Origin of the sequence: Pandoraea sp. NE5, assembly GCF_024363545.1 — a bacterium.
Taxonomy (GTDB): domain Bacteria; phylum Pseudomonadota; class Gammaproteobacteria; order Burkholderiales; family Burkholderiaceae; genus Pandoraea; species Pandoraea cepalis.
Genome location: NZ_AP025517.1, coordinates 3572388 through 3585429 on the forward strand (window position 1 = coordinate 3572388; position 13042 = coordinate 3585429).

At 66.0% G+C, this 13042-nt stretch carries 10 protein-coding genes; all 10 read left to right on the forward strand.

Features of this window, described 5'->3' with window-relative positions:
• Nucleotides 1–54: 54 nt before the first annotated feature.
• The 10 genes from kdpF (at nucleotide 55) to PanNE5_RS16365 (ending at nucleotide 13009) form a co-directional block, all read left to right on the forward strand.
• Nucleotides 55–147, forward strand: a complete 93-nt coding sequence (gene kdpF / locus PanNE5_RS16320) for a K(+)-transporting ATPase subunit F (RefSeq protein ID WP_017231679.1) — start codon at nucleotides 55–57, stop codon at nucleotides 145–147.
• A complete protein-coding gene (gene kdpA / locus PanNE5_RS16325; RefSeq protein WP_150550233.1) occupies nucleotides 144–1949 on the forward strand; it encodes a potassium-transporting ATPase subunit KdpA in 1806 nt (601 codons plus the stop codon). Before kdpF ends, kdpA begins: the two co-directional genes overlap by 4 nt.
• A 28-nt stretch (nucleotides 1950–1977) precedes the next feature.
• The gene (gene kdpB, locus PanNE5_RS16330) at nucleotides 1978–4104 is read left to right on the forward strand and encodes a potassium-transporting ATPase subunit KdpB (RefSeq protein WP_150564094.1); all 2127 of its coding nucleotides are present in this window, start codon (nucleotides 1978–1980) and stop codon (nucleotides 4102–4104) included.
• Nucleotides 4105–4181: 77 nt separating this feature from the next.
• On the forward strand, nucleotides 4182–4766 hold the full coding sequence (kdpC, locus tag PanNE5_RS16335; protein WP_017231682.1) for a potassium-transporting ATPase subunit KdpC: 585 nt from the start codon (nucleotides 4182–4184) through the stop codon (nucleotides 4764–4766).
• 183 nt (nucleotides 4767–4949) lie between these two features.
• On the forward strand, nucleotides 4950–7766 hold the full coding sequence (locus PanNE5_RS16340) for a sensor histidine kinase (protein WP_261938408.1): 2817 nt from the start codon (nucleotides 4950–4952) through the stop codon (nucleotides 7764–7766).
• The gene (gene kdpE / locus PanNE5_RS16345; protein ID WP_017231396.1) at nucleotides 7759–8469 is read left to right on the forward strand and encodes a two-component system response regulator KdpE; all 711 of its coding nucleotides are present in this window, start codon (nucleotides 7759–7761) and stop codon (nucleotides 8467–8469) included. Before PanNE5_RS16340 ends, kdpE begins: the two co-directional genes overlap by 8 nt.
• A 286-nt stretch (nucleotides 8470–8755) precedes the next feature.
• Complete coding sequence (gene sugE, locus PanNE5_RS16350) at nucleotides 8756–9073, forward strand: quaternary ammonium compound efflux SMR transporter SugE (protein WP_017231395.1); 318 nt, start codon at nucleotides 8756–8758, stop codon at nucleotides 9071–9073.
• A 280-nt stretch (nucleotides 9074–9353) separates the two neighbouring features.
• On the forward strand, nucleotides 9354–9950 hold the full coding sequence (locus tag PanNE5_RS16355; RefSeq protein WP_026131485.1) for a DUF4126 domain-containing protein: 597 nt from the start codon (nucleotides 9354–9356) through the stop codon (nucleotides 9948–9950).
• On the forward strand, nucleotides 9937–12486 hold the full coding sequence (locus PanNE5_RS16360; RefSeq protein ID WP_261938409.1) for an ABC transporter permease: 2550 nt from the start codon (nucleotides 9937–9939) through the stop codon (nucleotides 12484–12486). The genes PanNE5_RS16355 and PanNE5_RS16360 overlap by 14 nt, the downstream gene beginning before the upstream one ends.
• A gap of 79 nt (nucleotides 12487–12565) precedes the next feature.
• Nucleotides 12566–13009: a group II truncated hemoglobin gene (locus tag PanNE5_RS16365; RefSeq protein ID WP_017233267.1), complete on the forward strand. Its 444-nt coding sequence runs from the start codon at nucleotides 12566–12568 to the stop codon at nucleotides 13007–13009.
• Nucleotides 13010–13042 lie beyond the last annotated feature (33 nt).

Sequence of the window (13042 nt, forward strand, 5' to 3'; positions counted from 1 at the left end):
TGCTGCCTCGACCGTCGGCTTTGTCGCGTTTTGCGCGTCGGTAGGAGGGCAGCAATGACCGCCATGTATTGGCTGAGCGGCGGACTCACGATCGCGCTGCTCGCTTATCTCGTCTACGCGCTCTTCAAGCCGGAGGATCTGGCATGACGCTCAACGCCTGGATTCAGCTCGGCGTTTTCCTCGTCGTGCTGCTGGTGCTGGCACGCCCGCTCGGCCGCTTCATGGCCGACGTGCTCGCCGGCGAATCTCGCGTGAACCGCTGGTTCGCGCCCATGGAACGCGCGCTCTACCGCCTGTGTGGCATCGATCCCGAAAAGGAAATGCACTGGCGCGCGTACGCGATCGCGCTCGTCGGCTTCAACGCGCTCGGCGCCTTGGCCGTCTACGCCCTGCAACGCTGGCAAGTCTGGCTGCCGTTCAATCCGCAAGGGTTGGGGGCCGTTACCCCGGACTCGTCGATGAATACGGCCGTGAGCTTTGTGTCCAATACCAACTGGCAAGGCTACAGCGGTGAGTCGACCATGAGCTATCTCACGCAGATGCTCGGTCTGGCGGTACAGAACTTCATGTCGGCTGCCACCGGCATTGCCGTGGTGGTCGCACTCATTCGCGGCTTTGCCCGTCACACGGCACAGACGATCGGCAACTTCTGGGTCGATATGACCCGCATTACGCTCTACATTCTGGTGCCGCTTTCGGTCTTGCTGGCAGCGGCTTTCATGAGTCAGGGCGTGATTCAGAACTTCAGCGCTTATCAGGATGTCACCACGCTGCAAGCCACGCATTACGACAATCCGGTGCTTGGCCCGGACGGTCAGCCGAAGCTCGACGCCGCCGGCAAGCCGGTGACAACGCCCGCCGTGACGCAGACGCAAACCCTGCCGATGGGCCCGGTCGCCTCGCAGGAAGCGATCAAGATGCTCGGCACGAACGGTGGCGGCTTCTTCAATGCGAATTCGGCGCACCCGTTCGAAAACCCGACGCCGCTGTCGAACTTCCTTCAGATTCTGGCGATCTTCCTGATCCCGGCGGCGCTTTGTCATATGTTCGGACGCATGGTCGGCGATCGTCGCCAGGGCCTGGCGCTGCTCGCCGCGATGACGATTGCGTTCTCGATTGCCGCCGTGGCCACGGTCTCTGCCGAGCAGGCCGGCAATCCGGTGCTGACGACGCTCGGTGTCGATCAGCAAGCGAGCGCCACGCAGGCAGGCGGCAACATGGAAGGCAAGGAGACGCGCTTCGGTATCGCGGCCTCGGGCATTTTCGCCACGGTGACGACGGCGGCGTCGTGCGGCGCGGTCAACGCGATGCACGATTCGCTCACGCCGCTGGGCGGGCTGGTGCCGATGCTGCTGATGCAGTTGGGCGAGGTGATCTTCGGTGGGGTGGGCTCGGGCCTGTACGGCATGCTCGTCTTCGCGATGCTCGCGGTGTTCGTGGCCGGGCTGATGATCGGCCGCACGCCGGAGTATCTCGGCAAGAAGATCGAAGCGTTCGAGATGAAGATGGTCGCCGTGGCCGTGCTCATGACGCCGCTGCTGGTGCTGCTCGGCACGGCGCTTGCGGTGCTGGTACCGGCAGGGCAGGCGGGCGTAGCGAATCCGGCGACGCACGGCTTCTCGGAAATTCTCTACGCCTATAGTTCGGCCGCGAACAATAACGGCAGCGCATTTGCCGGGCTGTCGGCCAACACGCCGTTCTACAACAGCACGCTGGCGATCGCGATGTGGTTCGGCCGCTTCTGGGTGATTGTGCCGGTGTTGGCGATTGCCGGTGCCCTCGCCCGCAAGAAGCGCATCGCCGCGACCTCGGGCACGTTGCCTACGCATGGTCCGCTGTTCGTCGTGCTGCTGCTCGGTACGGTGCTGTTGGTGGGCGCGCTGACGTATATGCCCGCGCTCGCACTCGGTCCGGTCGCCGAACATCTGACGATGATCGGCGCGCATTGATTATTGAAATGAGGCATTCGAGGCACTCATGAATCAACCCTCAGGAAATACCGTCACCCGGCCGGCGGGCAAAGGGCACACGTCGACGTCACTGTCGATGTTCGACCCCGCGATCGTCAAGCCGGCCATTGTCGACTCGTTCCGCAAGCTGCATCCGCTCACGCAAGCCCGAAACCCGGTGATGTTCGTGGTGTACGTGGGCAGCCTGCTCACGACGGTGCTGTTCGGCATGGCTGTGGCGGGCCACGCCGAGGCGAGCGCGCCGTTCATCCTCGCCATTACGCTGTGGCTGTGGTTCACGGTCTTGTTCGCGAATTTTGCCGAAGCCCTGGCGGAAGGCCGCAGCAAGGCGCAGGCCGCCTCGTTGCGCCAGGCCAAGAAGAACGTGCCGGCCAAGCAATTGCGCTCGGCCCGGCGCGACGCGGAGTGTCTGGTTATCGATAGTGCCAGTCTGCGTCGCGGGGATTTCGTGCTGGTCGAGGCGGGCGATGTGGTCCCGGCCGACGGCGAAGTGGTGGAAGGCGTAGCGTCGGTCGACGAATCGGCGATCACAGGCGAATCCGCGCCCGTGATTCGTGAGTCGGGCGGCGATTTTTCGGCCGTCACCGGTGGCACGCGCGTGCTCTCGGACTGGCTGGTCATGCGCGTGACGGTCAACCCGGGCGAGGCATTCCTCGACCGCATGATCGCCATGGTGGAAGGCGCGAAGCGGCAGAAGACGCCGAATGAAATCGCGCTCACGATCCTGCTCGTCGCGCTTACGCTGGTGCTGCTGCTCGCCACGGCGACGCTGCTGCCGTATTCGATCTACAGCGTGTTCGTCACGCAAGCGGGGCATCCGGTCACGATTACCGTACTCGTCGCGCTGCTGGTGTGTCTGATTCCGACGACGATCGGCGGGCTGCTCTCGGCCATCGGCGTGGCCGGCATGAGCCGCATGATGCAAGCGAATGTGATCGCCACTTCGGGGCGCGCCGTGGAAGCCGCGGGCGACGTGGATGTGCTGCTGCTCGACAAGACCGGCACGATTACGCTGGGCAACCGTCAGGCATCGCAATTCGTGCCGGCCCCGGGCGTGGACGAGCGCACGCTGGCCGACGCCGCGCAACTCGCCTCGCTGGCCGACGAGACGCCCGAAGGGCGCAGCATCGCTGTGCTCGCCAAGCAGCGTTTCAATCTCCGTGAGCGCGAAATGGGCGGTCTGCACGCGCTGTTCATCCCGTTCTCGGCGCAAACGCGCATGAGCGGGGTGGACCTTGCGGACAAGCAGATCCGCAAGGGCGCAGCAGACGCGCTCAAGCGCTACGTGGAATCGGCCGGCGGCGTATGGCCGGTGGCGCTGGCCAGCGCGGTCGACGAGATTGCGCGTCGCGGCAGCACGCCCCTGGTGGTGGCCGAGCAAGACACACTCGGGACCCGCGCGCTGGGCGTGATCGAGCTGAAGGACGTGGTCAAGGGCGGCATCAAGGAGCGCTTCGCCGAACTTCGCCAGATGGGCATCACGACGCTGATGGTGACGGGCGACAACCGTTTGACGGCGGCAGCCATTGCGGCCGAAGCCGGGGTCGACGACTTCCTCGCCGAAGCCACGCCGGAAGCGAAGCTCGCGACGATTCGCAAGTACCAGGCCGAAGGCAAGCTGGTGGCGATGACCGGCGACGGCACGAACGACGCCCCGGCGCTTGCCCAGGCGGATGTGGCGGTGGCGATGAACTCGGGCACGCAAGCCGCGAAGGAAGCGGGCAACATGGTCGACCTGGATTCGAATCCGACCAAGCTGATCGAGATCGTCGAGATCGGCAAGCAGATGCTGATGACGCGCGGCAGCCTCACCACGTTCTCGATTGCGAACGACGTGGCGAAGTACTTCGCGATTATTCCGGCGGCGTTTGCCACGACGTATCCGCAACTCGATGCGCTCAACGTGATGCGCCTGGCGAGCCCGTCGTCGGCGATTCTGTCGGCCGTGATCTTCAACGCGCTGATCATCGTGGTGCTGATTCCTCTGGCGCTCAAGGGCGTGAAGTATCGCCCGGTCGGGGCCGCGACGCTGCTGCGCCGCAATCTTCTGATTTACGGTCTGGGCGGGATCCTGGTGCCGTTCGTCGGCATCAAGGTCATCGACATGTTCATTGCCGCGATGGGCTGGGCCTGATCGCGCGGCGCCCGAACGCAATGGCCGATGGGTCTTGCGTTCGGGCCACATTGCTGAAACTTCAAGGAATCGATGTCATGAAATCCCTTTTGCGTCCGATGCTCAGTTTGTTCGTCGTGCTGTCGGTCATTACAGGGCTGGTGTATCCGCTGGTCGTGACCGGCATCGGCCGCGCGGCATTTTCTCGCGAAGCCGTCGGCAGCCTCATCTACAAAGACGGCAAGGCGGTCGGCTCGTCGCTGATCGGCCAGAATTTCGATGAACCGAAGTACTTCTGGGGACGTCTGTCGGCCACCGCGCCGATGCCCAATAACGGCGTGTCCTCGGGTGGCTCGAACTTCGGCCCGCTCAACCCCGCCCTCGCCGACGCCGTAAAGGCACGCATCGCCGCGTTGCGCGCGGCGGATCCGAGCGCAACCCTGCCGGTGCCGGGCGATCTGGTCACGGCCTCGGCCAGCGGTCTCGATCCGGCCATCAGCCCGGCGGCCGCCGAGTATCAGGTCACGCGCGTGGCGAAGGCGCGTGGCCTCGCCCCCGACGCCGTGCGCGCGCTGGTTGCGCGATACACGCAAGGCCGTCAGTGGGGCATATTCGGAGAGCCCCGGGTGAATGTTCTGGCGCTGAACCTCGCGTTGGACGCCCTGACGCACGGCAGCGTCTGAAATGGGTATCCACCGGGCGAGGCAGACCGGAGAATGGCTGGTCTTGCCTCGCCGCCTGCGGTAGATTGGCGGCACGCCCGGCGCGTATCGCCTTTTGACGTCATCGGGCAACCGATGCATCGACGCGAGCCTCGCCTGATGGCGAGGCGCTCGCTTTTCTGATGGATGAATTCGATGGCTGGCATGGAACGCCCTGATCCCGATGAACTGCTCGGCAAGCTGCAGCGCGAGGAAGCCCGCGAGCAGCGTGGCCGGCTGAAGATTTTCTTCGGCGCGTCCGCCGGGGTGGGCAAGACGTTCGCGATGTTACAGGCGGCGCGCAAGCTCAGCGAGGAGGGTACCGACGTGGTGGTCGGTGTGCTGGAGACGCATGGCCGCGACGAAACGGCGCGCTTGCTGGCGGGGCTGGAAGTCCTGCCGCAGAAGTCGGTCGACTACCGCGGCCGCGTGCTGCGCGAATTCGATCTCGACGGCATGCTGGCGCGCAAACCGGCCGTGGCGCTGATCGACGAACTCGCCCATGCAAACGTGCCGGGCATGCGTCACCTGAAGCGCTGGCAGGACGTGCAGGAATTGCTCGCCGCCGGCATCGACGTGTACACCACGCTCAATGTGCAGCATCTGGAGCGACTCAATGACGTGGTCGGACAAATCACCGGCATTCGTGTGTGGGAGACGGTGCCCGATCGCATCTTCGATCTGGCCGACGAAGTGAAGTTGGTCGACCTGCCGCCGGACGAACTGCTCGAGCGCATGCGCGAGGGCAAGGTGTACATGGCCGCGCAGGCCGAGCGCGCGGTGCGCAACTTCTTCCGCAAGGGCAATCTCATCGCATTGCGCGAACTGGCGCTGCGTCGCACGGCCGATCGCGTCGATGCGCAAATGCGCGAGTACCGCGCCGATCAATCGATCAGCCAGGTGTGGCAAGCCCGTGAGCGGCTGCTCGTCGCTATTGGCCCGGGCCCGGAGGGCGTGGCGCTCGCCCGCGCGGCCGCGCGGCTCGCCGCGAGCCTGCGTGCCGACTGGCTGGCCGTACATGTCGAGACGCCCGCCATCCTGCGGCAATCGCCGGTGCGTCGAGAAAGCACCTACGCAACGCTCAAACTCGCTCAGGAATTGGGCGCCGAAACGCTCACGCTCGATGGCGCGGACGCGGCGACCACGCTGCTCGCCTACGCCCAGATGCGCAACGTCTCGAGATTGGTGGTGGGCGCGAGCGGCGCACGGCGCGGGTGGACTGCCCGCACGCCGCTGCACGAGCAACTTTTGCGTCGCGCACGCGGCGTGGACGTCGTGTTGATCGGACCGGCGGCAGGGGACGCCGTGGCCGACAAGCGCGTGGTGCGCGGCGACTGGCGCGGCTGGTTCGAAACGGCCCCGGAGCTGGGGCTCGTGGGCGGGCCCTGGCGTGCCTATGCATGGGCCGTCGGTATCTGCGGCGCCGTGTCGCTTGTCGCGGCGGAACTCACGTCGTTCCTCGATCTGGCCAATATCGCCATGTTGTACCTGCTCGGCGTGATCGTGGCGGCCATGCGGCTTGGGCGTGGTCCAGGGGTGCTCGCGTCGTTTCTGTCGGTGCTGGCGTTCGACTTCTTTTTCGTGCCACCGAAGATGTCGCTGTCGGTGTCCGACACCCAGTACCTGCTGACGTTCGCCGTCATGCTCACCGTCGCCCTGGTCATCAGCCATCTGACAACCAGCTTGCGGTTCCAGGCGCGGCTGGCCACGTGGCGCGAGCGTCGCACGGGCGCGGTGTACGCCATGGCCCGCGAACTGGCGGCGGCGCTCACTACGCCACAGATCGTGGAAATCGGGTCGCGCCACGTGCGCGAAGTGTTCCAGGCGCGCGTGGCGCTGCTGCTACCCGACAGCCAGGGCAGTGTGCGCCAGCCGGTCGAGAACGCGCAGTCGGAAACCATGCCGGCGCACATCGATACCGATGTCGCCCAGTGGGTGTATGACCGTCAGCAAGCGGCGGGGCGGGGGACCAACACGTTGCCCGCGTCGGACGCCTACTATCTCCCGCTTCGCGCGCCGATGCGCACGCGGGGGGTGCTGGTGGTCGCCCCGGCGCCGGAGGGCGGCGGCGCCATCGACACGCCGGATCAGCAGCGTTTGCTCGATACGTTTGCCGCGCAGATCGCGCTCGCGCTCGAGCGTGTTCATTACGTCGAGATCGCGCAGGATGCACTGGTGACGATGGAGTCCGAGCGGCTACGCAATTCCCTGCTCTCGGCGATCTCGCACGATCTGCGAACACCATTGACGTCCATCGTGGGTTTTGCCAGCATGCTGAGCCGCAATGCCCAGACGCCCGGGCCGTTGCGCACCGAACTCGTCGAGGCCATTCACGAGGAGGCGCAGCGCATGACGGGGCTCGTGACCAATCTGCTCGACATGGCGAAGTTGCAAGCGGGCGGCGTGCAGCTCAACCGTCAGTGGCAGATGCTCGAGGAAGTGGTGGGTACGTCGTTGCGCGCCTGCCGCCGATCGCTCGCCGGGCATGAGGTGAGCACGCGGCTGCCGGCCGACTTGCCGTTGCTGCGCTTCGATGCCGTGCTGATGGAGCGGTTGTTCACCAACCTGCTGGAGAATGCCGCGAAGTATTCGCCCGCGGGCTCGCATATCGAAATCGCCGCATGCGTGCAGGGCGACGAGGTCGAAGTGAGCGTAAGCGACGACGGGCCGGGTCTGCCCCCGGGCATGGAAGGGCGTATCTTCGAGAAATTCATGCGCGGGGAAAAGGAGTCGGCCAAGCCCGGTATCGGACTCGGACTAGCGATCTGTCGCGCCATCGTGGAAGCGCACGGCGGTAGAATTCACGCCACCAACGGACCCGACGGTCGTGGCGCGCGCTTCATCTTCACGTTGCCGATCGAAACGCCGCCGATGGCGCCGGAGAGTCTGGAGGGCCCGGAAGACGTCCATGCGGATTTGCCCGCCGACCCGCCGCAGACATCCCGTACCCCCGACGCCAACGCGACCCAACAACATGAGTGAACCGACCATCACCGTCGTGGTGATTGAAGACGAACGACAGATCCGCCGGTTTTTGCGCACCTCGCTTGAGGCCGAAGGCATGGTCGTGCACGAGGCGGAAACGGGGCGGCAGGGCATGGTCGAGGCCGCTACGCGCAAGCCGGATCTGCTCATCGTCGATCTGGGACTGCCGGATGTCGACGGCGTGGAGGTCATTCGCGAAGTGCGAAGCTGGACCGATATGCCGATCATCGTGCTGTCCGCTCGCAACGAGGAGGCAGAGAAGGTCGTGGCGCTCGATGTCGGTGCGGACGACTACCTCACCAAACCGTTCGGGGTGTCGGAACTGCTCGCGCGGATACGGGCGCAATTGCGACGTCATCATCGTGGCGGCAATTCGGAAACGCTCGACGAAGCGTTCTCGTTCGGCGACATCCACATCGATCTGGCGAGACGCAAGGTCACGCGCGCGGGAGACCCGGTGCATCTGACACCGATCGAGTACCGGCTGCTGATCACGCTGGTGCGTCATGCGGGGCGCGTGTTGACACACCGGCAATTGCTCAAGGAGGTGTGGGGGCCGTCGCACGTCGAGAGCCATCACTACCTGCGCATCTACATGGGACACCTGCGGCAGAAACTGGAGGTCGATCCGGCACAGCCGCAACACATTCTCACGGAGACGGGGGTCGGCTACCGGCTCGAGATCGACGCCATCGGCTGAGTGCTTGCGGAGCATGCCGCAAGGGCGAGTTCGCGTAGCGGTGCGATCCCGGAGGCCTGGGCATCGGTGCAAGGGGTGACCGCGGCGCGCGAGCTTTGCTAAAATCGTGCGGTTCCCTGAGCGATGTCCGGCGATCGCCCTGGCGGTGAGATGCCAAGTTGCAGCTTCGCGACGTTGGCGTTCTGCCATGTCATTCGACATCCAAAGGAACCCCGTGACGGGACGACCCGTTACGAGGATCGCTTGTCTTCCGGGGACGACCCCGATTTCTCTATCGGAGTCAGTCATGGCCTGGATGCTATTGGTTATTGCCGGTTTGCTGGAAGTGGCGTGGGCCGTCGGCCTCAAGTACACGCAGGGTTTTTCGCGTCTCTGGCCGTCGGTGTTCACGATTGGCGCAATGATCGGCAGTGTCTGGCTGCTCGCATTGGCCGTGCGTTCGCTGCCATTGGGCACGGCATACGCGATCTGGACCGGTATTGGCGCCGTCGGTGCATTCGTGCTGGGCATTATGCTGTTCGGCGAGTCGGCCTCCGCCGCCCGGATTGCCAGCGTGACGCTGATTCTGGCGGGCCTGGTCGGGTTGAAGTTGACCGCAGCCTGAAGGGCGCCTGCCGTTTGCGCCGGCCACGCCAAATCCTCAATGTCCGGCATCGGTGGTGCGTTGCCCCAGCGCGCGGCATAATGACGCGGTAGCGGTCGAGTGACCGTTCGGTGGCTGTTCCGCGAGGGTCGTTCGCCGACTGTACGCCACCGACGCGTCACTTGTGACGTCAGTCCGGCGGGTAGGGGCGGTTCGCGTCCTCCCCGATGGCCATTGCCGCGTCGGCGGTACCCGACGCGTGATCGTGCGACGCCGTCATATCGGCGGCAGTGAGGTCGCCATGCTTGAATCGATTGCACTGGGTGCGGGGCTGTCTTGGGGCAGTGGCCTGCGGTTGTACCTGACGGTGTTCTGCGCGGGAATGGCTGCGCGTCTGGGCTGGTTGCATCTGCCGCCCTCGTTGGTGGTGCTGACGTCGACGTGGGTGATTGCCACGGCCGGCGTGCTGGCGGCCATCGAGTTCTTCGCCGATAAAATTCCCTTTGTCGACAGTGCCTGGGACGCCGTCCACACGTTCATCCGCATTCCGGCCGGCATCGTGCTCGGCGCGGCGGCGCTGGGACAAATGGATCCGACCGTCACGGTGCTGGCGGGGCTGGCGGGCGGTGCGTTGGCAGGCACGGCCCATCTGGCAAAAGCGGGTAGCCGGGCGCTGATCAACACGTCGCCGGAACCTTTCTCCAATGTCGCGGCCTCAGCCGGCGAAGATGTGTCGACGGTGGGCGGACTGGCGCTGGCGTTTTTCCTTCCCGCCGTTTTTCTCGTGATGTTATTGATCTTCGTCGTGCTGGCGTGGTGGTGGCTGCCCCGCGTGTGGCGAGGTTGGCGCTCATTGCTGGCGCGGGTCAAAGGATTGAAAAACGATGGGGTTCACTGACGTTGCTCGCCAGGCATGGCGGATGTTCCTGCGCGATTGGCGCGCAGGCGAGTTGCATCTGCTTCTCGTGGCGTTGTTGCTGGCGGTCGGTGCACTCTCCAGCGTGGGGTTTCTCTCGGATCGGATGCAGGGCGGGCTTGAACGCGACGCCCGCCAGATGCTCGCCGCCGACCTCGTCGTGCGCAGCGACGCCCCCCTGTCGCCGGCATTTGCGCGTCAGGCGCAGGCCGATGGGCTGGCCACCGCCGTCGTCGCCAACTTTCCCAGCATGGCCAGCGTCCCGGGCGAACACGGGCAAGTCGGCGCGAGCCGTCTATCGTCGCTCAAGGCCGTGAGCGACGGCTATCCATTGCGCGGGCGAGTGCGCACCGCCCCCGATGCCGGCGCCGATACGCCGGATGCGCCCGCCGCGGCCATCCCCGCGCCAGGCACGGTGTGGGTCGACGCCGCGTTGCTCGATGCCCTGCACGTCAAGCCCGGCGAGTCCATTCGCGTGGGCAACCGCACGTTGCGCATCGCCGCCGTCATCACGCGAGAAATGGATCGCGGTTTCGGCTTCGGATCGCTGGCCCCACGCGTCATGATGCGCTTCGACGAATTGCCGTCGACGGGGCTGGTGCAGTTCGGCAGCCGGATCACCTACCGGCTGCTGGTGGCGGGCACGGACGCGCAGGTCGCCAGATTCGCCGCGTGGGCGCGGCCGGCCGCTGAACAGGCGCGCGGCGTGCATCTCGAATCGCTCGAGGAAGGACAGCCGCAGGTGCGCCAGACGCTCGATCGCGCCGAGCGTTTTCTCTCGCTGGTAGCCTTGCTCGCCGCCGTGCTGGCGGCGGTGGCGGTGGGCATCGCGTCGCGTCGGTACAGCGAGCGCCATCTCGATGCCTGCGCCGTCATGCGTTGCCTGGGCTTGTCGCGCCGCGCGTTGCGCGGGATGGTGACGCTTGAATTCATCGGGCTTGGCCTAATCGGTGGCGTATTGGGCATCGCGCTCGGCTACGCGGCGCATTGGGTGCTGCTCGCCCAGTTGGGAGACGTGATCCCGGCGGGGTTGCCGGCGCCGACGTGGCGACCGGCGGTCGTCGGTCTGGCGAGTGCGCTGGTCATGCTGCTCGGTTTCGCGTTGCCGCCGTTGCTGCCGCTCTCCGAAGTCGCGCCCCTGCATGTGTTGCGTCGCGATGTCGTGGGTGGGGCGCGCAGGCAAGGGTGGCTGGCGTATGGCGCGAGTGCGCTGGCCTTCGGCGCGCTGTTGCTGTTCGCGGCGCGAGACCTGCGTCTCGGGGCGATGGTGGCGGGCGGCTTCGCGGCGGGCGCGGTGGTGTTCGGCGTGCTCGCCTGGCTCGCCATCCGCCTGCTGGCAGCCTGGGCCAGGCGTCGCGGTGCGGCGGGCGGGGCGATGGGCGGCATCGGGTGGCGCTACGCCGTGGCGGGATTGCGTCGCCGCGGGCTCGGCAGTGCGTTGCAGGTGGTGGCGCTCGGGCTCGGGTTGATGGCGCTGTTGCTGCTTGCCGTCACGCGTAACGACCTGGTCGCGGGCTGGCGTCAGTCGAGCCCGCCCGACGCGCCGAACCGCTTCGTCATCGATATTCAGCCGGGGCAGGACGCGCCGGTGTTGGCTCAGTTGCGCGCGGCGGGACTGCCAAACGTGCAGCTCTCGCCGATGATTCGTGCGCGTCTGACGGCGATCAACGGCAAGCCGGTGACGGGCGATAGCTACGCGGAAGTGCGGGCGCGGCGACTTGCGGAGCGTGAGTTCAACCTGTCGTACACGGCGGTGCTGCCCGAAGGCAATCGCGTGACGGCCGGACAGTGGTACGGCGATGCCTCGACGCCCCAGGTCTCGATGGAAGAGGGCATCGCAAAGACGCTCGGGCTGACCCTTGGCGACACGCTGCGCTTTGAAGTCGCGGGCCAGCACATCGACGCACCGATCACGAGTCTTCGCAAGCTGGACTGGGGATCGATGCGCGTGAATTTCTTCGTGGTGATGCCGCCCGCCGCGCTGCGTGATTTTCCGATGACGTGGATCACGTCGTTCCATCTCGCGCCAAAGCAACAGGGCGTGGCCGATGCTCTGGTGCGCCAGTTCCCCAATGTGACGGTGATCGACACGGGCGCCTTGCTCGCGCAGATCCAGCAAATCCTGTCGCAAGTCATCGACGCCGTGCAAGCGCTCTTTGTCTTTACGCTCGCGGCGGGCGTGCTGGTGCTGTATGCGGCGCTTGCGGGCACGCGAGACGAGCGCATGCGCGAGAGCGGTATCTTGCGCGCGTTGGGGGCGTCGTCGCGGCAGCTTCGCGATGTGCATCTGGCGGAACTGGTGACCGTGGGCGCGTTGGCCGGGTTGCTGGCCGCGTTGGGCGCCGGCGCTCTCGGATGGGCGCTGGCACGCTACGTCTTCGAGTTCGCGCTGCACTTCAATCCATGGCTGCCCGCGCTGGGCGTCGGGGCGGGCGTGCTGTGCGCGCTGATCGGCGGATGGAGCGGTCTGCGGGCGGTCCTGCGTCAATCGGCGCTGCGCACGTTGCGCGAGGCCTGACGCCCGTCAGGGAAGGTGCGGCATCGTGCCGCTCGCGCACGCGTGGCAGACGCGATGGGCCTGGGGCACAATAGCGGGCATGACGACCGAAAACACTCCGCAAACTCCGCAGACGGACGACGACGCGCAGGACGCTGCCGCGCAACCGACGGCCTTTACCCTGCTTGGCGGCGAGGATCGCGTGCGCGAACTCGTCGACCGCTTCTACGACCTGATGGACCTCGAGTCCGAGTTCGCGGGCATTCGTAGCCTGCACCCAGAGTCACTTGGCGATTCGCGCGACAAGCTCTTCTGGTTCCTGTGCGGATGGCTGGGCGGACCGAATCACTACATCGAACGGTTCGGGCATCCGATGTTGCGCGCCCGCCATCTGCCGTTCCCAATTGCCACGAGCGAGCGCGACCAATGGTTGCGCTGCATGGCGTGGGCCATGCAGGACATTGGCGTCGAAGCATCGCTACAGGAACGGCTGATGCAGGCGTTCCATGGCACGGCGGATTGGATGCGCAATCGGGCGGGTTGAGGCAACCGGTAGCGCCTCGGCAGGCACCCTTTG

Excerpts from the sequence above, each read along its gene's own strand:
- kdpF (WP_017231679.1), top strand. The coding sequence starts at position 55 with ATGACCGCCATGTATTGGCTGAGCGGCGGACTCACGATCGCGCTGCTC.
- kdpA (WP_150550233.1), top strand. The coding sequence starts at position 144 with ATGACGCTCAACGCCTGGATTCAGCTCGGCGTTTTCCTCGTCGTGCTG.
- kdpB (WP_150564094.1), top strand. The coding sequence starts at position 1,978 with ATGAATCAACCCTCAGGAAATACCGTCACCCGGCCGGCGGGCAAAGGG.
- kdpC (WP_017231682.1), top strand. The coding sequence starts at position 4,182 with ATGAAATCCCTTTTGCGTCCGATGCTCAGTTTGTTCGTCGTGCTGTCG.
- PanNE5_RS16340 (WP_261938408.1), top strand. The coding sequence starts at position 4,950 with ATGGAACGCCCTGATCCCGATGAACTGCTCGGCAAGCTGCAGCGCGAG.
- kdpE (WP_017231396.1), top strand. The coding sequence starts at position 7,759 with ATGAGTGAACCGACCATCACCGTCGTGGTGATTGAAGACGAACGACAG.
- sugE (WP_017231395.1), top strand. The coding sequence starts at position 8,756 with ATGGCCTGGATGCTATTGGTTATTGCCGGTTTGCTGGAAGTGGCGTGG.
- PanNE5_RS16355 (WP_026131485.1), top strand. The coding sequence starts at position 9,354 with ATGCTTGAATCGATTGCACTGGGTGCGGGGCTGTCTTGGGGCAGTGGC.
- PanNE5_RS16360 (WP_261938409.1), top strand. The coding sequence starts at position 9,937 with ATGGGGTTCACTGACGTTGCTCGCCAGGCATGGCGGATGTTCCTGCGC.
- PanNE5_RS16365 (WP_017233267.1), top strand. The coding sequence starts at position 12,566 with ATGACGACCGAAAACACTCCGCAAACTCCGCAGACGGACGACGACGCG.